Source organism: Marinovum sp. 2_MG-2023 (assembly GCF_030548265.1).
In the GTDB taxonomy this organism is placed as follows: Bacteria; Pseudomonadota; Alphaproteobacteria; order Rhodobacterales; family Rhodobacteraceae; genus Marinovum.
Genome location: NZ_JAUOSD010000001.1, coordinates 15274 through 37176, shown reverse-complemented (window position 1 = coordinate 37176; position 21903 = coordinate 15274). Strand labels below are relative to the sequence as shown.

Sequence of the window (21903 nt, the reverse complement as noted above, 5' to 3'; positions counted from 1 at the left end):
CCGATTAATGGGAAAAAAGTTTTGATTTCCCCAAAAGACGATTTTGGGGGCGTAATCTAACCAGGAGTCAGGATGGCCAGCGTCGGAAGTTATCTGAAAAAACACACAGAAGCGCTTGTAAAAGACGTGGGGATTGAACCGGCCTGTGATGTCACCGGGAAATCCAAGGCGACTCTGGGACGGTATTATTCCGAACACGACGAACATGCCGATCGCTTCATGCCGATCGACGCGGTTGCCGCATTGGAAGGGGCTGCGTCCTATCCGCATGTCACCGCGGCGCTCAGCGAATTGCGGGGCATCACCCTGTCGTTTGACAGCCGCCGGGCCAATGCGGAATCCACCGGCAGCATCAACGCCGATGTGGTCGCGCTCAGCCAGCGGTTTGCCATGTTGATGTCGGAATATTCCCAGTCGATCGAAGACGGGATCATCACCGTCAACGAAGCCAAGCGGATGTTGAAGGAAACCCTTGCCCTGCAACAGGTGTTGATCGACATGAAACTGCATCTTGAAGACGGCCAGATATAGACATCTGCGTCTGACAGGACCGCGCGATTGCCGACAACCGCCTGAAATCGCTTGGCAACCTAGCTTGCGATCAGCCGGCCCCAGAGATCGTATTCACCCGCTTCATCGACTTCGACCGTGACAATGTCACCGGGGCTCAACGCTTCGGTGCCTTCGTCGATGAACAGGTTGCCGTCGATCTCTGGCGCATCGGCCTTGGTGCGACAGGTGGCGATGGCCTCGTCGTCGATCTCATCCACGATCACCTCGATCCGCTGGCCGACCTTGGCGGCAAGGCGGGCTTCGGAAATCTCCTGCGCCTTGGCCATGAACCGATCCCAGCGTTCTTGTTTGACCTCGGCGGGCACATGATCCGGCAGGCTGTTTGACCGTGCGCCATCGACGTTTTCATATTGAAAACAGCCCACACGATCCAATTGCGCCTCGTCCATCCAATCGAGAAGATAGTCGAATTCCGCTTCGGTTTCGCCCGGATAACCGACGATAAAGGTCGACCGCAGGGTGATGTCGGGACATGTGGCACGCCATGCGGCGATCTCGTCCAGCGTGCGCGCCGATGCGGCGGGGCGCGCCATACGCTTCAACACATCCGGGTGGGCATGCTGAAACGGAATATCCAGATAGGGCAGAATGCCGCTGGCCGGATCGGCCATCAGGGGAATCAATTCGCGCACATGTGGATAGGGATAGACATAATGCATCCGCACCCAGGCGCCCAATTTGCCCAATTCCTGAGCAAGTGACAGGATCGGCGCTTTTTCCGCGCGATCTTTCCAGTCGGTGCCATAGGCCGAGGTGTCCTGCGAAATAACCAGCAATTCGCGCACGCCATTCTGCACCAGCTTCTCGGCCTCGCGCAGCACGGCCCGCGCCGGGCGGCTCTGCAGACGGCCACGCATATCGGGAATGATGCAGAATTTGCACTTGTGGTTACAGCCTTCAGAGATCTTGAGATAGCTGAAGTGGCGCGGCGTCAGGGAGACGCCGCTGGCGGGCAAAAGGTCGACAAAGGGATCAGGATCGGGCGGCACCGCCGCATGTACCGCGTCCAGCACCTGTTCATATTGATGCGGGCCGGTCACCGCCAGCACCTTGGGGTGCGCGCCGGTGATATATTCGGGCTCTGCCCCCAAACATCCGGTTACGATCACCCGACCGTTTTCTTTCAACGCCTCGCCAATCGCCTCCAGGCTTTCGGCCTTGGCACTGTCGAGAAATCCACAGGTGTTGACCACCACCGCATCCGCCCCGGCATAATCGGGCGAAATGCCGTATCCTTCGGCGCGCAGCCGGGTCAGAATGCGTTCGCTGTCGACCAGGGCTTTGGGACAACCAAGCGAGACCATGCCAATCGTTGGCTGGCCACGGCGGGCATCGGCCCCCGTCACGTTGGCATTGGCAAGATCAGGGCGGAGGTTGGGCGGATTTGTTGTCATGGCTGGGCTATAGCCGAGCGCAGCCATTGGGGAAAGTCCCCTATTCCACCTCCCACAACAGATGCAGCACCCTGACGTATTCTGGATCATGCTGCCATTTCGGCATCAGATCACGCGCCATTTCAAAGGTGATCGTCGGATAGGCCTCGCGCCACTTGCGCGCCGCGTCGATTGCGGCCTCCTGATTTCCGGCCAACCAATAGGTGCCAAACAACATGCGATAGGCCCAGGTCACGCCGGTGCCCTCGCGCAGCCCCTGTTCACACAACGCAATGCTTTCCTCATAGCGCCCGATCGCGCGATAGCCGGCGGAGCGGCCAAAAAGCCCATTGAAATGAAACGGATCTAGCGGGCTAAGCTGATCATAGCGGTCAAACGCGGCCATGCCGACATCGACGTCCCCCAGATAAACCGCGGTCCAGCCCAACCGCAGCCAGCCCCAGGCGTTGTTGGGGTCCAGCATCAGCGCCCGGTCCACCAGGCTGCGGGCCTTGGGGAAATCATTCAGCGCCAGACTGCTGGTCGCGGACAGGGCGGTCAGCGCCGCCGGATGATCCTGCACCAATGGCGTGGCACGGGCCAGCAGATCAGCCGCCGCAGCCCGGTCCGGGCGGCCATCGGTGGTCCAAGTGTAACAACAGCGATGCGCATGGCACCAGGCCTTGTACGCCATGGCCGGGGCGAAATCCGGTTGATGCGCCAGAGCCTGATCCAAAAGCTCGATCGCCCGCTGATTCTCATCCGCGCGATGGGCCCAAAAATGCGGCAACGCCGTCAGCATCAATTCATACGCCGTGCGATCCTGTGGCGGACGCGTGCGGGCGCGGGCAATTTCGGCAGCGCGCAAATTGGGAATGATCTGCCCCGCAACCTGGGCGGCAATCCGGTCCAACAGGTCAAACAGATCATCCAGCCGGTCATCAAACCGCTCTGACCACAGGGTATGGCCATCGCAGCCCTGCACCAATTGCACCGAAATACGCACCCGTTCGCCGGACCGGCGCACCGCACCTTCGATGACATATTCCGCCCCCAGTTTTGCCGCCATATCCGGCACCGATTGCCCGGATCCGCGCAGGGCAAAAACCGACTGCCGGGCGATAACGCGGAAATCATGGCTTCGGCTCAACGCACCGGTGATCTCTTCGACCACGCCATCGGCGAACATATCCGTATCTGCCACCGCGAATTCGGCAAATGGCAGAACGGCCAATGTCGGAATATCGTCACGTGTCGGAATGGCGGCGGCCAGCGGGGCCGGGGCCGCGGCGTGGCTGTCCCCCTCTTGCGCCCGGCGCTGGTCGCGCAACCAGTCCTCGAACCCTTCGGACGCCAGATCGAACCCTTGCAGGAACTCACCCTGCCCGCCCGTGAAAACCGACACCCGGCTGCTCTCCAGCCAAACGGCCTGACGGTCCGCAAACAGAACATCCCCCGGCAAGACCCGGCGCAGCACCGACAGCTCCTGCCGAAGCGAAGCACGCGCCTGATCCTCGGACCGGTCCGACCACAACAAATCGGCCAGAAACCCACGTTCCGCCCGCATCCCCGGCTGCACCGCCAGACAGGCCAGCATCGCCTGCCCCCGACGCGGGACACCGGCCAAGGGCCGATCGGCGTGATCGGTGATCCGCATGGGGCCAGTCAGATGCAGGATGAGATCAGGCATGCGAAAAAACTCTCTTGTCGGGCGGTTTTTACGATTGGACACCCAGATTTTACGCAAGTTTTGCACGCGCGCCCCGCCATTGCACCCCGCATTTTGCGCAGCGCTTGCGGGCGTCGTGCAAATTGGGGGCATCAGATATCACCCCTGACCCAAAGGACGCCACAATGCAGATCCAGACCACACAATCCGCCAAAGCTTCGACCACATCCGCCGCACGCTTTCCCGGCATCGCCCGCCTGTTCAAAATGGCGCTCGATCGGGTCATCGCCGCCGACAAGGCCTTTCATGAACGCCAGAACATCCGACGCCTGAGCGATCATTTGCTGAACGATGTCGGCATGACCCGACAGCAGGCAGATAACGGCGGGCGCTGATCCCTGCCCCGCCGTTGCACCTGACCGGCCCGAAACATGGTTTCCGGGTCGGTTTTTTGCCGTTTGCCCCCTGACACGCAATGGCCGCTTGACCTCACTCAAACCGGCGTCACATTCCCATGGTAAATGAAGGCGGCCCAACAGGGGGCGTGGAGAGGTGACAAAATGAAGTGGCTGTTGCGTTTGATTGGTCTGGTGGTCCTGATCGCGGGGGTGGCGGTGGCGTCGCTGCTTCTGTTGCCACGTGACCGGCTGGCGCGGATCGCTTCGGATCAAATGAGCACGCAACTGGGCCGGGACGTCAGCATTTCCGGCGATGTGTCACTGACGCTCTACCCGATCCTTGGGATCAGCACCGGGGCGATTTCCATCGCCAACGCCGATTGGGCGGGGGACACGCCGATGTTTCAGGCGGATGCGGCCACGATTGCATTGGAAACCCTGCCGCTGCTGCAACGCAACGTGCGGATCAAGGGGCTTCACGCCGAATCGCCGCAGGTTCTTTTGCAACGTGATGGGTCCGGCCGGGCGAATTGGATGTTCTCAGAGGGTGACAGCACGGATGGCGGCGGCGGCAGCACGCTTGCCAGTCTCAGCATCGAGGATCTGACCCTCACCAACGGTGCCATTCGGTTCGAAGATGCCGGCAGTGCGCCGCTCGACCTGCGCGGCGTTGACATTGCGTTGAAATGGCCCGACCCCACCGGGCCAGCTGGCCTCGACCTTGTGCTGCGTCCCGCAGGACAGGCGGTTTCGGTGGTGGCCGAACTGGCCTCGCCGCTCAACTTCATGGCGGGCGGGGCGCACCCGGTGACCGCCAAAATCACCACAGAGGGCGGCACCGCCAATTTCACCGGCAAAGCCAGCCTTGTGCCGGAAGTCCAAGGCAAACTATCCGCCGATCTGTCCTCCACCGCTCAATTCCTGGCCTCCCTGGGTCTTGGCGCCACCGAGCTGCCAGAGGGTCTGGGCCGCGCCATCGACGCCAGCACCGACCTGACCTTCAACCGGGAACAGCGCCTGGCCCTGCGCGGGTTGCAGGCCAAGCTGGATCAGAACACACTGACAGGCGACATCGACGTGTTTCTGGCGGGCAAGCCACGCGTAAACGGCCAGCTCAGCGCCGGTGACCTCGACCTCTCGTCCCTGACTGCCAGTGGCTCTGGCGGGAATGAAGCGAATACAACCGGCTGGTCCAAAACCCCGATAGATGCCTCGGCCCTGTCCTTGTTTGACGGCGAAGTCTTGATTGATGCCAATTCGCTTGACCTCGGCACCGTGTCGTTTGGCCGCGCGCGTATCCTGGCCACCAATGACAACGCCCGTGCGGTGTTTTCGATCCGCGAATTGGTGGGGTACGACGGCACCTTCAATGGCCAGTTCGTGATCAACAACCGCAACGGCCTGTCGGTGGGCGGCGACCTGCGCGGCAGCAATGTCGAAGCGAAATCGCTGATGCGGGATCTGACCGGGGTGGATCGGCTGTCGGGCAAAGCCAATGCCGAGCTCGAATTTCTCGCTGTTGGTCAATCAATGGATGCCATCGTCGCCTCTTTGCGCGGCAAAGGCGCGATGAAGTTCGGCCGCGGGGTGATTTCCGGCATCGACCTCGACAAGCTGATGCGTTCGGGCGATGGCAGCGGCGGCACCACAATCTTTGATTCACTTGCCGCCACCTGGGATATTTCCTCAGGAAAACTGCAAAACGATGATCTGGCGATGATCCTGTCGCTGCTGAACGCCGATGGCGACGGTTGGGTGAACTTCTATGAACAAACGATCGATTACACCTTCACACCGCGGTTGTTGAAAGCCCGCGAAGGCAAAGGCCTGGCCATTCCTGTGCGCATTCAGGGCCCCTGGTCCGCCCCCAAAATCAGCGCCGACATCGCCAAAGCAATCGACATGAATTTTGCCGACGAAAAGAAGCTGGTCGAAGACGAGGTCAAAAAGCGCATCAGCGAAGAAATCGGCCTTGATCTGCAAGAGTCCGAAAGCGTCGAAGATGCAGTGAAGAAAAAGGTCGAAGACGAAATCCTCAAGGGTCTGGGCGGACTATTGGGCAACAATTGACCCAAAGCGCCCTGGGCTGAAGTCGATGAATGCAAACCGCGCCGCGTGTTTCAGATCTTTCATCTGACCAGAAATATCCCGGGGGGTTTGGGGGGCTGGCCCCCCATCTATCCTGTGGTTTGGGGGGCTGGCCCCCCATTTGCCCTGTGGTTTGGGAGCCCCCCATCTATCCTGTAGTTTGGGGAGCTGGCTCTCAATCTATCCGCTGGCTTGACCGGCGGAGCGGCGCAATCGGGTCACCGCCAGCGATACCGCCGCGATGACATATGCCGCCAGGACCAACACCGCCGCCCCGACAAAGTACAATGCCATAACCACGCCCATGCTCGGCACCTCGGGCACGTGATCGCGCACCATCGTCGGCAGGGCTGCAACCAATGCCCCCGGCAGCGCGCCGGTGGTCACAAAGGCCCCAAGCGTCGCCACCAGCCACCCAAGCACCGCCAGCGTCGCCACAACAACCAGCCCCCGCATCCGTCCGGCCCGGAAATACCAGCCACGGCGCAGCGTCGCCGCCATGCGGCCAAGATCCTGCTGGATCGCCACCAGAGCGGGCACCACCAAAAGCACCAGAACCATGCCAAAGCCCAAACCATAGACCAGCGTGATCACCGTCGGCTTCAGGAACTGCGCCTGACTGGACCGTTCGAACAACAGCGGCGCAAGGCCCAGAACCGTGGTCGCGGTGGTCAGGAACACCGGTCGCAACCGGTCCGCCGCCCCGTCGATGATCGCCGGAATGATACCGCGATCCTCGGCGTATTCGTCGATTGTGCTGACCAGAACAATTGAATCGTTGATGATGATCCCGGTCATGCCCAGCATCCCGACCACGGTAAACATCGACAAAGGCACATCCCAGTAATGGTGGCCATAAATCGTGCCCACCAACCCAAAGGGAATGATCGACATCACCACCAGCGGCCGGGTCCAGCTGGCAAAGACCCAGGCCAGCACCAGATAGATCCCCAGAAGCACAAGGATCAGCCCGGTGCGCGCATCGTTGAGAAATTCGTTTTCCTGCTCGCTGAGGCCGGAAATCCGATAGTCGATCTGACGTTCTTCGGCAATTTTCGGCAGGATCTCGGCTTCAAGGATCTGTTGGATTTCCTCGGCCCGCGCCGGGTCATCCTCTGATATGTCGCCGGTGACCGTGATCAGCCGGATGCCGTTTTCACGCCGGACCGTGGAAAACCCGGTGCGCCGCTCGACCGAAACAATATCGGCCAGGGGCACATAGCTGCCGCTGGCCGCACGCAATTGGGTGCGTTCCAGAAAATCGGCGGTCAATTCGCCTTCGGGCAATTCAACCCGGATTGTGGCGCTGCGTGGCCCGTCGGGATAGGTCGCCGCCTCGATCCCGTTCAACCGGTGCCGCAACACCTGTCCCAGACCGTCGATGGTAAACCCAAGCGCCTGCCCCTGCGGGGTCAGCTCCAGGATCAGCTCTTCCTTGTCATAGGCCAGATTGTCCTCGACCGCAGACACTTCGGGAAACCGCTCCAATGCGGATTTCAGATCTTCTGATGCCGCCTTGAGCACCTCGGAGGATGCGCCATGAAACTGTACATCCAGCGCATCGCCGCCGGGACCGGAACGCCAGCCACGAAAGCTCACGGTTTCCAGCATCGGATGTCGGCCTACCGCATCCTGCAAATCACCGACGAACTGAAAACTGGAATAGGGCCGCAGATCCGGGTCGATCAGCTCTATCGAAATCGCGCCCAGCTGATAGCTTTCCTTGGTGTCGGTCCCGGCAAGGCCACGACCGGCATTGCCGCCAATTTCGGCGATGACATAGTCGATGGGGTTCAGCCCGTGCTCGGCCTCGTACGTCTTGCCCAGATCATTGGTGGCGCGTTGCATTTCGCGCATCATTTCAAGCGTGTCTTCGCGGGTCGCGCCCGGGGCCATGGCAAAATTGCCGGTCACCGAGGCCTGTTCCGGCGAGTTGAAGAACCGCCACTGCACATCGCCGCGAATGAACAAGGCCACCTGACTGGCCAAAAGCACCACCGCCCCCGCCACCACGGCATACCGCGCCCAGACGATCAGCATCATGATGCGGCGGAAAATCACCTCTCGCACCCAGCGGAACCCCCGGTTCACCATGCGCGACGGCCAATCATACCAGTGATCTTTGCTCTGATGGCTCAGGGCGTGGGACATGTGGTTCGGCAGGATCAGAAAACATTCCACCAGCGAGGCCAAGAGCACCACAATCACCGTGAATGGAATATCCGAGATCAGATCACCAAACCGCCCGCCAATGGCCGTCAGGCCGAAAAAGGCAATCACGGTTGTCAGCGTAGAGGCAAAGACGGGCAAGGCCATGCGCCGGGCAGCGTTTTCTGCTGCCTGCACAGGGTTTTCGCCCAATCGCCGATACCGGAAATCAGCATGTTCGCCGACCACGATGGCATCATCCACCACGATCCCCAAGGTGATGATCAGAGCAAACAGTGACATCATGTTCAGCGTCAGGCCAAACAGGAACATCATCGACACCGTGGCCGCCATCGCCACCGGAATACCCGCCGCAACCCAGAACGCGGTGCGCGCATTCAGGAACAGAAACAACAGCCCCAGCACCAGAAGCAGCCCCATAGAGCCGTTGTCCAACAGAATATTCAGCCGCCCCGTGATCGCCTCTGCCCTTGTGCGGATCAGGTCGACCGTGGTGCCTGCGGGCAGGATATCCTGCAATTCGGCGGCCACCTTTTCCACGGTGCGTTGAATGTCGATGGCATCGCCCTGATCCGACCGGTCGACCCGCACCGAAATCGCCGAATTCGCCCCGACAAAATAACTGCGGTCGCGGTCGATGCCTTCGACCCGAACAACCGCCACATCACCAATGGTCAGCTTGGATCCATCATCATCTGAGCGCAGGACAATGGCCTCGATCTGATCGGCGCTGCGTTTTTCGACGCCGGTGCGCACGCGGGTATTGGCCCCGGTCACATCCCCGGCGGGATCGGCATCCACCTCTTCGGCGATGGCAGCAGCGATCTGCTGCATGGTCACATCATATTTCATCAAGGCAACCGACGGCACCTCGACAATGGTTTGCGGCGCGGCAAGGCCGCGGATGGTGGTGCGGGTCACGCCCTCGGCGAACAGCCGCACGATAAGCTCATCGGCAAACCGCCCCAGCTGATCCACCGCCACCGGGCCGGATATCACCACATCCGTCACCCGATCGCGCCAGCCGCTGCGGCGGATTTCCGGGTCGTCGGCCTCTTCCGGCAGGCTGGAAATCGTGTCCACCGCCGCCTGCACATCATCGCCGGCACGCGACATGTCCCAACCGGGTTCGAATTCCAGCTCAAGCGTGGCGCGGCCCTCGCGGCTGTTGGATGTGGCGCTTTCCACGCCCTCGACCGCCAGAAGCACAGGCTCCAGGATCTGCACGATGGCCGCATCCACATCTTCCGCCCCGGCACCGTCCCAGCTGACCGACACCCGAACCTCGTCGATAATGACATCGGGAAAGAATTGCGCCCGCATCCGGGGCGCGGCCATAAGACCGGCGGCCACCAGGATCACCAGCAACAGGTTGGCCAGGGTCCGGTGGCGGGTGAAATAGCTGAGAATGCCACCGGGGCCGGGCTTGGCGGCGGGATCGGAACCAGGGTCAATGTCACGGGTCATATCAGATCTCCGAGAGACGAAGGGTCAGTTTTTATAAGGTTCCGGCGGGTCGCGGCACGCGGGCGAACAGGGTGTGCTTCATGGCCCTACCCCCCCATCCGGGCCTCGATGCGGCGCACCACATTGGCGGGCATTCTGGGTTGATCAAGCTGCGCCAGAAGCCGTTCCTTGGCCTCTTTCGGCATCCGGTCATTGGTTTCGACAAAGGCGCGAATTCTGGCTTTGCGTTCTTCGGTCAGTTCCAGCAGCTCTGGTTCTTCGGGCCGCGCTGACGCCTGCGAAGCCGGTTCTGCGCCTGTGGTCTGGTCGGTGTTCCGGTCAGTGTTCTGGTCAGTGGTCTGGCCTGTGCCGGGGCGCAGCGCGCGCACCTTGATGCCTGCGCCCAGCAACGGCGTGCGCTCGGCCACAACATCGCGCCCGCCAAGTCCGTCCGCGCGCACCAGCACATCATCGCCCTGTCGCCGCAACAAGGTCACGGCCATTTCCTCCAACCGGTCTTCGTCGCCGAGAACCAGAACCCCACCCGCAGCATCCAGCGCCGAAGACGGCAACCGCACCACCTGTTCCAGCGGCGGTTCCTCTATTTCGACGGTGACAAAATCGCCGGGCTTCATGCCCTTGGCCACATCCAGCCGCGCAAACAGCAATCGTCCGGTCTGGCCCTCGCCCACCGCTGCGGAATCGCGCACCAGCGTGCCTTCGCCCACCAACCCGGTGCCCAGCACATCCAACGTGGCCCGTACCGGCGCATTGGTCAGCCGCCCGCCATCGCCGATCAACCGCGCATATTGCGAGGTCGACACCCGGAACGACACCTCAAGCGCATCGGGATCGACCAGCCGTGCCAATTGTTCATTGTTCGACACCAACCGCCCCTCGATGGCATTCACCTCGCTCAGGGTGCCGCTGAACCGCGCCGTAATGCGGGTGTCGGCCAATCTGCGCTGGGCCTCGGCCTGGGCAATCCCGGCGCGTTCGCGCGCTGTCGCGGCCTGGCTGACGCGGCTTTCTGCCTGCGCCACGGCCTGACGCCGTGTCAGAACGGCCTGACGTGCCGAGGATGCCGCCAATTCCGCAGTTTCAACACTGGCGGCGGTGCCAACCCCACGGTCCAGCAAATCCTTTTGCCGTGCATATGCGGTTTCGCGCAGCGCGGCCTGTTCTCTTGCGGCAGACAATTCGTCCCGTGCAAGGACCAGCGCGGCATCCGCTTCGCGTGTTTCCGCCTCGGCATCCAGAATATCGGAATTCACCCGGTCCAGGGCCAATTGCGCATCACCGGGGTCAATCTGGACCAGAAACTGGCCCTCCTCGACATGACCGCCCTCTTCGAAACCTTCGGCCAATTCGACGATCTGACCGGCGGTGGCGGCGCGCACTTCCAGCTCGCGGCGGCTTTGCACCGCGCCAAATGCGGTCAGAACCGGTGTCAGCGTCTGGGGATCGACCCGCACCACATTGACGGCAAAGATACGCTCTCTCACCCGCGGGACACGCGGCTCCTGGCTCAGCCGGGCTTCAACGGCCTCGCGCACCAAGGTGCCCGCATAGACCAACAAGCCCAGGGTAACGGACAACAGGAACAACCCAGAAAGGCTCTGACGAAGGAACCGCATCCGCGACATCCTTATGTGGTTCAAACAAATTTGTCCCGCATCCCGCCATCAACAAAAGCGCGACACCGCAACAGTGATACGGAACCTTCGACTATTTCCGTCGCAGTTTCTCGCTCAATCGTGGAAATATCTCGACAAAGTTACAAGGCAAATGCCGATAGTCCAATTGTGCGCCCAGAATTTCATCCCAGGCATCCTTGCAGGCCCCCGGTGATCCCGGCAGCGCAAAAAGATATGTGCCGTTGGCCACGCCGCCGGTGGCCCGGCTCTGGACCGCAGAGGTGCCGATTTTCTTCATCGACACAATTGTGAACACAGTGGCAAAAGCCTCGATCTCTTTTTCATAGACATCGCGATGGGCCTCGACCGTGACATCCCGCCCGGTCAACCCGGTCCCCCCGGTCGAGATCACAACATCGATTTCAGGATCCTGACACCAGACGCGCAGCTGCGCGGCGATCTGATCACGTTCATCCGGCAGGATATGCCGCGCCGCCAGCACATGCCCGGCCGCGTCGATCCGGCCCGCCAATACATCGCCTGACCGGTCTTCGGCCAGACCGCGGCTGTCGGACACGGTCAGCACCGCAATCCGCACCGGGATGAAGTCGCGCGGGGCATCGTTGCGGCTCATGTCATGTTCCTTGGTCCAGGCGCGCTTTCAGCGACAAAAGATCGGCCCAGGCCTCGCGCTTCAGCCGTGGCTGTTTCAACAAATCCTCTGGCGCATACATCGGAAAGGCAGGTTTGCCATAAGCCTCGCTCCATGTGCCGCGCTGACGGGAAAGACCGCCCCGCCCCAGACCGATCTCGCAGGCGACACTGCCCATCAAGATCACGACATCCGGCTGGGCCAGCGCAACATGCCGCGCCACAAAGGGGCGCAGCATCGCCACCTCGGCCGGGGTTGCGCCGCTGCTCCGGGGGCGCCACGGCAGGGTCATGGCCAAATAGGCGCTATCGCGCCCCAATCCGATCGCCGCCAGCATCAGATCCAGCAAATGCCCGGCGCGTCCAACAAATGGCTGACCTGCCCGGTCTTCCTCGCGGCTCGGCGCGCCGCCGATCAACATCACAGACGCCCCGGCTGTGCCATTGGCAAATACCAGATTGCGAGCACCCCGTTTCAGATCGCAGCGCTCGAACGCCGCCAGTGCCGCCGCCAGCCCCGCCAGATCTGGCGCAGATTTTGCAATCCGCTGGGCTTCTGCCACCGGATCATCGGCTTTTGGCGCCACCGCAACCGGTCCTGCTCGACCAGCCGCCGCATCCGCCTTTGCAGGCGTCTTTGGCGTTTGCGCCGGCACGACAGCGTAACGATCCACCGGGTCGTCCCCGATAGCATCCAGCACACCGGCCTCGATTTGCCAGTCAAGCGCCGCGCGCAGGGCGATATGTTCGTGATATTCCATCATCCGATACCCTAGCGCCCCCCGCATCAAAGGGAAATGTCCCTCCGCTTCTTCTCTTTAAAAATACGCAAATCCGACCGCCAGCCGCATGCGCCCCCATTGAACGCACCCGCGACGCCCCATATAACCAATCCCGACACTCAGGCAGGAGCAGGCATGACCTTTACCCAACGCCATCTTCTAGGCATCGAGCCGCTCCATCCAACCGAGATCACAACCCTGCTGGATCTCGCGGATGATTACGTGCGTCTGAACCGGGAAAAGCGCCATGGCGACGCGCTGGCCGGACGCACCCAGATCAACATGTTCTTTGAAAATTCGACTCGCACCCAGGCCAGTTTCGAACTGGCCGGCAAACGCCTTGGCGCGGATGTGATGAACATGGCGATGCAGGCCTCGTCGATCAAAAAGGGCGAGACCCTGATTGACACCGCATTGACGCTGAACGCCATGCACCCTGACCTGCTGGTCGTGCGCCATCCCCAGTCGGGCGCGGTGGACCTTCTGGCGCAAAAGGTCAATTGCGCGGTGCTGAATGCGGGCGACGGGCGACACGAACATCCGACCCAGGCGCTTCTGGATGCGCTGACCATTCGCCGCGCCAAGGGGCGGCTGCATCGTTTGAACATCGCAATATGTGGCGACATTGCCCATTCCCGCGTGGCACGGTCCAATATCTTGCTGCTGGGCAAGATGGAAAACCGCGTCCGCCTTGTCGGGCCGCCAACATTGGTGCCTGCGGGCTTTGCCGATTTCGGGGTCGAGGTTTATGACAACATGCGCGAAGGTCTTCAGGACGTGGATGTCGTCATGATGCTGCGGTTACAGCGTGAACGCATGGACGGCGGGTTCATCCCGTCGGAACGGGAATATTACCACCGCTATGGCCTCGACGCGGACAAGCTGAGCCACGCCAAACCCGATGCAATCGTGATGCACCCGGGGCCTATGAATCGTGGCGTCGAAATTGACGGCGATATCGCAGATGACATCAACCGGTCGGTGATTCAGGAACAGGTCGAAATGGGCGTTGCGGTGCGCATGGCGGCAATGGACCTTCTGGTGCGCAACCATAGTGGTGCGCAACAGGATGCCTTGGCCGGAAGCACGGCACCGGGAACCCTCGCATGAGCGATCGGCTCGATATTCCCTTGGGCGAACATGGGTTGGTGCGTGTCTTCACGCTCGACCTGCCGCTTGAGGAGGCAGAGCCGCTTTTGGACGACAATGCCCTTGGCATGACCAAAATGACCGGGGCCACCACACTGGACCCCGACCATATCGACCTGTTTGACATGAATGATCTCTCAGGCCTGCCATTGGCCGAATATCTGGCTGATGGCCACGGTATCGCAGAAGAAGAACTGGCCCCGCACCGCGCCCAACTGGACCGCGTCAAAGGCCGGGTTGTTGTCATGCGTTCGGCTGCGTTCGAAGGTCTGGGGCAATCGCTGCGGGTGGCAAACCCGCTGCGCTGGATCGCGACTTTTGGGGAAGCCACGGACAAGGTGCCGTTGGAAAAACCGCGCGCCGCGGCCGCCGACACGACAGTGATCGCCGCCCCGGTATCCGCCCCCATAGCCCCCAATCGTCTGAATGCGGGGGTGATTGTCGCTTTGGCCGTTGCGGTCATCATCCTGGCGTTCCTGGTCGGAGTCGCCTGATGACCGACGCGCCGGGATGGGAAAATATACTGAACGACAGTGAAACCATTCTTTGGCAGGGCCGCCCCGACCCGGCTTTTACCATCACTGGCGGCCAAATTGCGCAGGCGTTGTTCGGTGTCGCCTTTGCCGGGTTTGCGCTTTTCTGGATGCTGATGGCGTCACGTGGCCCAAGCGGGTTCTGGATGTTCGGGTTGATCCATTTTTCGGTCGGGATTGCGATCACGCTGCATGCGTTGGCCTGGCCGACCTATCGCCGCCGCCACACGTGGTACACACTGACAAACGAACGGGCTTTTGTTGCCACGGCCCTGCCCTTCAAAGGCAAATCGCTGAACAGCTATCCGATATTGCCCGACACGCCCTTGCGATTGGCCGATGGCCAACCAGGGTCCGTGTGGTTCGCCCAGGAACACCGCCGCACCAAGAACGGCAGTCGCCGCGTCGATATCGGATTTGAACGTCTTCACGATGCCCGCGACGTTTTGAAAATGATGACTGAAATCCAAAGGGACCAGGATGCAAGAGCCTAAAGATCCGAAAATGTCAGGCCGCGTCGCAATGGTGGCGCTGCTGGTGATGTTCGCGCTGGTTGCTGTCATGGTCTGGATCGCGGGATGAAGAACGATCACACATCCTGCCCTTGTGACATGAGGCCACGCCAATGACGACTCTGCTTCTGCAAAATGCACGTTTGATCGACCCGGAGGCGGGCACGGAAACCCACGGCTGGGTGCATCTTTCCGATGGTGTGATCACCGCCGTCGGTTTCACCGAAGAAGCCCCGCAAGGGGCCGATAAGGTGGTGGATTGCCGGGGCAAATGTCTGGCGCCCGGTATCGTCGACATCGGCGTCAAGGTTTGCGAACCGGGTGAGCGGCACAAGGAAAGCTATGCCTCGGCCGGGCGTGCCGCCGCAGCCGGAGGGGTGACCACCATCGTGACCCGGCCCGATACGGATCCGGTGATCGACAGCCCCGAAACGCTGGAATTTGTGGCCCGCCGGGCGGCATCCGACGCCGCGATCAATGTGTTGCACATGGCGGCCTTGACCAAGGGGCGACAGGGCCGTGAAATGGCGGAAATCGGCTTTCTGCTGGATGCCGGCGCGGTGGCCTTTTCCGATTGCGACGCCGTGGTCACCAACACCAAGGTGCTGACCCGCGCCTTGACCTATGCAAGGTCACTGGATGCGCTGGTGATGCTGCACCCGCAGGAACCCGTTCTGTCGGCGGGCGCGGTTGCAACTTCGGGCAAATTCGCCTCGCTGCGGGGTCTGCCTGCGGTGTCGTCCATGGCGGAACGCATGGGGCTGGATCGCGATATTGCGCTGGTCGAGATGACCGGCGCCCGCGTCCATTTCGACCAGATCACAACCGCCCGCGCCCTGCCCGCGCTGGAACGCGCCAAGCGCAATGGGCTGGATGTCACGGCTGGGGTCTCGCTCCACCACCTGACCCTGAATGAACTGGACATCGCCGATTACCGCACCTTCTTCAAACTGAAGCCGCCACTGCGCAGCGAAGATGACCGACAGGCGGTAATCGCGGCGCTGCGCGATGGGCTGATCGACATCATTTCCTCGATGCACACACCGCAGGACGAAGAGAGCAAGCGCCTGCCGTTTGAAGAAGCGGCCTCGGGTGCGGTGGCGCTGGAAACGCTGCTGCCTGCGGCGCTGCGTCTGGTGCATTCCGGCGACCTGTCCCTGCCGCAGCTGTTTCGCGCGCTCAGCCTGAACCCGGCCCGACGTCTGGGGCTGGACTCCGGGCGCCTCGCCGTCGGTGCGCCCGGCGATCTGGTGCTGTTTGATCCTGATGTGCCTTTTGTGCTTGATCGTGCCAAGCTGCTGTCAAAATCGAAAAACACCCCCTTTGATGGTGCGCGGATGCAGGGGCGGGTTTTGTCCACCTTGGTCGGCGGCACCTGCATTTTCGGAGAGCTTTGATGCCCCTGCTCGAAACCGCCCTGGGCGGGCTTATCCTCTGGGCCGTGCTCGGCTATCTTCTTGGGTCGATCCCGTTTGGCATTGTGATTGCCCGCGCGCTGGGATTGGGCGATCTGCGTCAGATCGGATCGGGCAATATCGGCGCGACCAATGTGCTGCGCACCGGCAACAAACCGGCTGCTTTGGCGACCCTGATCCTCGATTCCTTCAAGGGGGCGGCGGCGGTCCTGATCGCCCGTGCCCTGGCCGCAGAAGATGCCGCGCAGCTTGCCGGTCTCTGCGCCTTCTTGGGCCATTGTTTCCCGATCTGGTTACGGTTCAAGGGCGGCAAGGGCGTGGCGACCTTTCTGGGTTTGCTGCTGGGTCTGGCCTTTCCCGTCGGGCTTGCGGCCTGTGCCACATGGGCCTTGGGCGCGGCATTGACCCGCATTTCCTCGGCCTCGGCGCTTTTGGCGGCGGCATTGGCCCCGGTCTGGGCATTGATGTTGGGGTATTCAACGATCTGGGTGCTTTGCGCTGTGCTGGCGGTGATCGTGTTCATCCGCCACCACGCAAATATCAGCCGGATTCTGCAGGGTCAGGAACCCAGGATCGGCAAGAAAGGCTAGATCAGCCCCCAACCGACGCGGCTGCGTTCCGTGCCTAACGCTGCTGGGTGCCAATCACAAATCCGCCGCCGGTCGCCGCGCCGCCATCGGCGAACACCGCAAGGACCACACCCGATTGCGACTTGGTACGCGACAGGGTCTTGCGCCCGATTGCCGCCGTGGTCGCCGCCGCATCCTTGCCCGGCGCGAAATCATCACCGGGGAAAAAGTCATCGCCGGGAAAGAAATCATCGCCGGGAAATTTGGCCTTGCCCGCAGGCACCTCAAAGGGGCGCGATGTGAATTTGCCCGCAACACGCCCGTCGACGATGCGCGCCGCATAAAGCCGCGCCACCATGGGTTTGCCGGTACCATTGGTCACCACCAGCCCCGACATCACCCCCTCGCGCAGCGCCGCGCCAGAAGCCCCGGACAATTTGCCGATACCTCCCGCAGCAAGCCCAAGACCGTTTGGCGCCGCAAAACCGACCTTCGGCAAAGCGAAGCTCGCGACCAGCGCCGCGCTACCAATTGTGAAATGTCGCCGGGTGATATCCATGATATTTCCTCTCGCATTGGCCTGGGCGGGTTGCAAAACCAGCGCCCGATCATGCCCCAAACGATAGGTGGCCCGTCGCATTTGGGTCAAGGCAGGGTATTCATGACCCTGATTTGCGTGAATTTCGGCCGCGCAATCGACGCGTCTGCCGATTGCCAATCTGCCCCGTCTAAGCGGCCTAGACGGTCTTGCGCGCCGTCAGTGCCGCGCTGATGGTGCCATCGTCGAGGTAATCCAGCTCGCCGCCAATCGGCACGCCCTGCGCCAGCGAGGTCAGCACCACCCGGCCCTCGAGTTGATCCGCAATGTAATGCGCCGTGGTCTGACCGTCGATTGTCGCATTCAGCGCCAGAATGACCTCGGTCACATCTTCGCTGGAAATCCGGTCCACAAGGCGCGGGATCGACAGATCCTCGGGCCCGACACCATCCAACGCCGACAACGTGCCGCCCAGAACGTGATAACGCCCCTTGAACACGCCAGAGCGTTCCAACGCCCAAAGATCGGCCACGTCTTCGACCACACAGATCTGGCCATTGGCGCGTTTGTTGGCGTTGCAAATGTCACAGATGTCGGCGGTGCCGATATTGCCACAGTTCAGGCATTCGCGTGCGCCGGCCGCGACCTCGGTCATCAGATCAGCCAGCGGCGTCATCAAAAGCCCGCGTTTGCGGATCAGATGCAGCACGGCACGACGTGCCGAGCGCGGGCCAAGGCCCGGTAATTTCGCCATCAATTCGATCAGCGCATCAATATCCTTGGTTGCGCTCATGGCTGCGCCTCATCGGGGTCTGCTGGTCCAAGATCAAGCTGATCAAGGCTTATATCATTGCGGCGCGCATCAAGAGTGCGCACTTCGCCCGGCACCGGGATGCGGGTCACGGTGAACCCCTGACGCCGCAAAAGCGCAATCAGCCCCTGATCGCCGGGCAAGTGAAACCCGCCCACCGCCATCAGCATGCCACCGTCCTGCAAGCCGTCCTGCGCCGCCGCAAGGAAGGCATGGTTGCGCTCGTCCAGCAGATACCGGTTCACCCGTGCCAGCGTCGCGCCGTTGTCGCCCAGCGCGTCACTGACATAGACCTGATCCCAGGCCAGCATGTCCCCCAGACGCCCCGACAGGTAAAGCGCGATCTGAGTCGCACGTTCCTGCCAGATGGTGTTCGGATTGAGATAGCTGCCATAGACCGACAGGAAATCCACCGCAAAATCGGTACTGTCGGGGTCGTCCATCTTGCGGCGAATGCGATCGCGATCTTCAAGCGCCAGTATGTCCGCGCCACCGATCATCGCCAGCATCTGAATGCGACTGTCCTGAACGGGCAGGACACCGGCGGCAAAGTCATGACAGGGATCGGAAAGCAGCAATTCCGCCAGCCCGCCGGGGGTCAGAAATTCAGGCGCATCCTCGCCCCATCCGAGACCGGCGCTGCGCAGACGAATCCACTGCAACACCTTTGGGTCGAGGCCCAGATCCGTCAGCGACGTGGAGTCATCGTCATCGCGAAACCAATCGGAGCGTTGCTGCTGGTCCGCAACCGCCGCGCGGGTTGGCAGGATCGGGTCGATTTCCAGCGCAACCACCTCTGCCTCGGCAATCCGTGCCTCGACCAGATCCGGAAGATCCAGAACCCGTGGGTCCGACGAATGCATCGTGCCCCAAAGATGGGACACCGCCCCATTGGGGGACACCACCCGCCAGAACCGCCCCAGCGGATTGGCGATTTCGGCACCGGCGGCTTCAACCTCGGCCCGGGTGGCGGGGGCGAATACCCGGTCGAAGACGCCGATTTCGGGCATGTCACAAACCGCGCGCGTGGCCCAGTCCTGGGCCGCGACGGTTCGGGCGGCCACGCCGGAAAACAGCGCCGCGCAGACCGCAATTATGACCCGCCCACCGCGCCACATGTCCTTAGAACGGCAGTTTCATGTCTTTGGGCAGACCCATTTCTTCGGTCAGCTTGGTCATTTCTTCTTCGGCCCGTTGTGTGGCCCGTGATTGCGCGTCCTTGATGGCGGCAAGGATCAGATCCTCGACCACTTCCTTGTCGTCGCCATTGAAGATCGAAGGATCAATATCCAGCGCCTTCAGCTCGCCTTTGGCGCTGGCCGTGGCCTTGACCAATCCGGCGCCGCTTTCGCCGATGACCACCAGATTGTGCAGATTGTCCTGCAACCCCGCCATTTTGCTTTGCATTTCCTGGGCTTTTTTCATCATCCCGGCCATATCGCCGAGGTTTCCGAGACCTTTGAACATTGCATTCTCCTGTGTGACGCTTTGGGGTCTAGATACGTATGGCGCGGCGCGGCGGCAAGGGGGTGGAGACTTGGGGGTCGAGACCTGCGCCCAAGGCCGCCACCGATGTCAACCGGCAGAAGGGGGCCAGCCCCCTCGGGCGTTGCCCTCACCCCCGGGATATTTCTGGTCAGATGAAAGCGGGGCGGGTCAATCGGAAGGTATCAGTCTTCCTCAAAGGGATCCCATTCATCTTCGACTTCTTGCAAGGCTTCGACCTGGGCCTCGGCAGCGGCATCTTTTGCGGTGTGAATTGCGGTGATCCGGGCCTTGGGGAAACTGGCCAATGCGGCCTGCACCAGTGGATGTTCGGCGGCCTCCGCTTCGAGTGCCAGGCGGGCGGCATCGCGGGTTTCCACGATGGTGGGCGCGGTGGCGTCATTGACCAGGGTAATGGCCCAGCGATTGCCGGTCCAGCGTTGCAAGGCGGTGCCGAGGCGCGCGGCAAGGTCGGCAGGGGCGCTGTCGGTCGGGGTGAATTCGATGCGCCCGGGTTGATAAGCTCCGAGACGCAACCCGCCTTCGATTTCCACCAGCAATTTCACGTCGCGATTGGCGCGGATCAAGTCGATCACATGTTCAAAGCTGGGATAATGCGCCAGGGCCTGGTCCGTTGCCAGTGCCACAGCGGCACCGCCGCCCTGGGCGCTGGTCCCGGACGGGCCAGAGTGGGTTGGCGCCGGCGTCTGTGACACCCCGCCGCCGCGCACATCGGTGTTTGAAGGCGCGCCGGAGAAGGTGCCCCCACCGCCGCCGGTCGGCGGCGTAGGCACCGGGGCGTCGCCCAGTTTGCGGATCAACTCTTCGGGGCTGGGAAGTTCGGCCACATGGGTCAGGCGGATCAGCGCCATTTCGGCCGCCATCATGGCATTCGGGGCCAGCGCGACCTCTTCAATCGCCTTGAGCAGCATTTGCCACATCCGCGACAAGGCCCGCATTGGCAGATCCCCCGCCATCTGTTGGCCGCGATTGCGTTCGTCGGGGGAAATGGTCGGGTCTTCGGCGGCATCCGGGGTGATTTTCACCACTGAAATCCAATGCGTCACCTCAGCCAGATCGCGCAACACCGCCATCGGATCCGCGCCATCGGCATATTGCGCCGACAATTCAACCAAGGCACCCGCCGCATCGCCGCGCATCACCAGATCGAACAGGTCCATCACCCGGCCACGATCGGCCAATCCAAGCATGGCGCGCACCTGATCGGCGGTGGTTTCGCCGGCGCCGTGGCTGATCGCCTGATCCAGCAGCGAAGTTGCATCGCGCGCCGACCCTTCTGCGGCGCGGGTGATCAGCGCCAGCGCGTCTTCGGCAATCTCTGCGCCTTCGGAGGTGGCAATCTTGCGCATCAACGCGATCATGTCTTCGGGTTCGATCCGGCGCAGGTCAAACCGCTGGCAACGCGACAGCACCGTGACCGGCACTTTGCGAATCTCGGTGGTGGCGAAGATGAATTTGACGTGCGCGGGGGGTTCTTCGAGCGTTTTCAGCAGCGCGTTGAAGGCCGACTTTGACAACATGTGCACTTCGTCGATGATATAGACCTTGTAGCGCGCGGCCGAGGGCGCATAGGCCACCGAGTCGATGACCGTGCTGCGGATATCGTCGACACCGGTGTTTGAGGCCGCATCCATTTCCAGCACATCGACATGACGGCCTTCGGAAATCGCGACGCAGTGTTCACACACGCCACAGGGGTCTGTCGTCGGCTGGCCCGCGCCATCCGGCCCGATGCAATTCATGCCTTTGGCAATGATTCGGGCGGTGGTGGTCTTGCCGGTGCCCCGGATGCCCGTCATCATGAAGGCTTGGGCAATGCGGCCGGTGTCAAAGGCGTTTTTCAACGTGCGCACCATCGCGCCCTGCCCCACCAGATCGGCAAAGGTTTCGGGCCGGTATTTCCGGGCCAGAACCTGATAGGCGGGGTGTTGTTGATCGCTCATGGAAGGGCCTTTCGCTGTCCCCGGCAACCTAGGCGCTTGGGCGGTCAAGGTCCAGCGGCACGCGGGGTTTCACGCGGGATCTTGCGGTGGACAGGGCAGAGAGGGGGCCAGCCCCCTCACCCCCGGGATATTTTTGAACAG

At 61.8% G+C, this 21903-nt stretch carries 19 protein-coding genes; 8 read left to right on the top strand and 11 right to left on the bottom strand.

Annotated elements, in window-relative coordinates:
• The first annotated feature begins 72 nt into the window (after positions 1 to 72).
• On the top strand, positions 73 to 531 hold the full coding sequence (locus Q4577_RS00175) for a hypothetical protein (protein ID WP_244685575.1): 459 nt from the start codon (positions 73 to 75) through the stop codon (positions 529 to 531).
• Between the two features lie 59 nt (positions 532 to 590).
• On the opposite strand, the gene rimO is transcribed toward Q4577_RS00175, so the two are convergent.
• Together rimO and Q4577_RS00165 are read right to left on the bottom strand one after the other, a co-directional pair.
• Complete coding sequence (rimO, locus tag Q4577_RS00170; RefSeq protein WP_303467371.1) at positions 591 to 1967, bottom strand: 30S ribosomal protein S12 methylthiotransferase RimO; 1377 nt, start codon at positions 1965 to 1967, stop codon at positions 591 to 593.
• Positions 1968 to 2007: 40 nt separating this feature from the next.
• On the bottom strand, positions 2008 to 3636 hold the full coding sequence (locus Q4577_RS00165) for a hypothetical protein (protein ID WP_303467374.1): 1629 nt from the start codon (positions 3634 to 3636) through the stop codon (positions 2008 to 2010).
• A gap of 164 nt (positions 3637 to 3800) precedes the next feature.
• Here Q4577_RS00165 and Q4577_RS00160 point away from each other — a divergent pair, with 164 nt between their 5' ends.
• Positions 3801 to 4010: a DUF1127 domain-containing protein gene (locus Q4577_RS00160; RefSeq protein ID WP_303467376.1), complete on the top strand. Its 210-nt coding sequence runs from the start codon at positions 3801 to 3803 to the stop codon at positions 4008 to 4010.
• A 165-nt stretch (positions 4011 to 4175) separates the two neighbouring features.
• A complete protein-coding gene (locus Q4577_RS00155; RefSeq protein WP_303467379.1) occupies positions 4176 to 6083 on the top strand; it encodes an AsmA family protein in 1908 nt (635 codons plus the stop codon).
• A gap of 198 nt (positions 6084 to 6281) precedes the next feature.
• Here the strand turns inward: Q4577_RS00155 and Q4577_RS00150 are convergent, their stop codons facing one another.
• The 4 genes from Q4577_RS00150 to Q4577_RS00135 form a co-directional block, all read right to left on the bottom strand.
• Positions 6282 to 9737: an efflux RND transporter permease subunit gene (locus Q4577_RS00150; protein WP_303467381.1), complete on the bottom strand. Its 3456-nt coding sequence runs from the start codon at positions 9735 to 9737 to the stop codon at positions 6282 to 6284.
• Positions 9738 to 9823: 86 nt separating this feature from the next.
• Complete coding sequence (locus Q4577_RS00145) at positions 9824 to 11353, bottom strand: efflux RND transporter periplasmic adaptor subunit (RefSeq protein ID WP_303467384.1); 1530 nt, start codon at positions 11351 to 11353, stop codon at positions 9824 to 9826.
• Positions 11354 to 11444: 91 nt separating this feature from the next.
• A complete protein-coding gene (gene moaB / locus Q4577_RS00140; RefSeq protein WP_244685561.1) occupies positions 11445 to 11987 on the bottom strand; it encodes a molybdenum cofactor biosynthesis protein B in 543 nt (180 codons plus the stop codon).
• Position 11988: 1 nt separating this feature from the next.
• A complete protein-coding gene (locus tag Q4577_RS00135) occupies positions 11989 to 12768 on the bottom strand; it encodes a uracil-DNA glycosylase (protein WP_303467389.1) in 780 nt (259 codons plus the stop codon).
• Between the two features lie 153 nt (positions 12769 to 12921).
• On the opposite strand from Q4577_RS00135, the gene Q4577_RS00130 reads away from it, so the two are divergent.
• The 5 genes from Q4577_RS00130 to plsY all read left to right on the top strand — a co-directional run bounded on the left by Q4577_RS00130 (position 12922) and on the right by plsY (position 16985).
• Entirely contained in the window at positions 12922 to 13896 is a 975-nt protein-coding gene (locus Q4577_RS00130) for an aspartate carbamoyltransferase catalytic subunit (protein WP_303467392.1), read from the top strand.
• Positions 13893 to 14429 carry a hypothetical protein gene (locus Q4577_RS00125; protein ID WP_244685556.1) on the top strand — a complete coding sequence of 179 codons (537 nt, stop codon included), beginning with the start codon at positions 13893 to 13895 and terminating at the stop codon, positions 14427 to 14429. The genes Q4577_RS00130 and Q4577_RS00125 overlap by 4 nt, the downstream gene beginning before the upstream one ends.
• Positions 14429 to 14962, top strand: coding sequence for an aspartate carbamoyltransferase catalytic subunit (locus Q4577_RS00120; protein WP_303467395.1), 534 nt, complete (start codon positions 14429 to 14431; stop codon positions 14960 to 14962). Before Q4577_RS00125 ends, Q4577_RS00120 begins: the two co-directional genes overlap by 1 nt.
• 131 nt (positions 14963 to 15093) lie before the next feature.
• A complete protein-coding gene (pyrC, locus tag Q4577_RS00115; protein ID WP_303467397.1) occupies positions 15094 to 16377 on the top strand; it encodes a dihydroorotase in 1284 nt (427 codons plus the stop codon).
• A complete protein-coding gene (gene plsY, locus Q4577_RS00110; protein ID WP_303467400.1) occupies positions 16377 to 16985 on the top strand; it encodes a glycerol-3-phosphate 1-O-acyltransferase PlsY in 609 nt (202 codons plus the stop codon). Before pyrC ends, plsY begins: the two co-directional genes overlap by 1 nt.
• A 34-nt stretch (positions 16986 to 17019) precedes the next feature.
• Here plsY and Q4577_RS00105 read toward each other — a convergent pair whose 3' ends face one another.
• The 5 genes from Q4577_RS00105 to Q4577_RS00085 form a co-directional block, all read right to left on the bottom strand.
• Positions 17020 to 17523, bottom strand: a complete 504-nt coding sequence (locus Q4577_RS00105; RefSeq protein WP_303467401.1) for a hypothetical protein — start codon at positions 17521 to 17523, stop codon at positions 17020 to 17022.
• Between the two features lie 178 nt (positions 17524 to 17701).
• Positions 17702 to 18295 carry a recombination mediator RecR gene (recR, locus tag Q4577_RS00100; RefSeq protein ID WP_244685545.1) on the bottom strand — a complete coding sequence of 198 codons (594 nt, stop codon included), beginning with the start codon at positions 18293 to 18295 and terminating at the stop codon, positions 17702 to 17704.
• Positions 18292 to 19377 (bottom strand): TraB/GumN family protein, encoded by a 1086-nt coding sequence (locus Q4577_RS00095; RefSeq protein WP_303567581.1) that lies wholly within the window; start codon positions 19375 to 19377, stop codon positions 18292 to 18294. Before Q4577_RS00095 ends, recR begins: the two co-directional genes overlap by 4 nt.
• Before the next feature lie 58 nt (positions 19378 to 19435).
• On the bottom strand, positions 19436 to 19780 hold the full coding sequence (locus Q4577_RS00090; protein WP_244685540.1) for a YbaB/EbfC family nucleoid-associated protein: 345 nt from the start codon (positions 19778 to 19780) through the stop codon (positions 19436 to 19438).
• 203 nt (positions 19781 to 19983) lie between these two features.
• On the bottom strand, positions 19984 to 21762 hold the full coding sequence (locus Q4577_RS00085) for a DNA polymerase III subunit gamma/tau (protein ID WP_303467407.1): 1779 nt from the start codon (positions 21760 to 21762) through the stop codon (positions 19984 to 19986).
• Positions 21763 to 21903 lie beyond the last annotated feature (141 nt).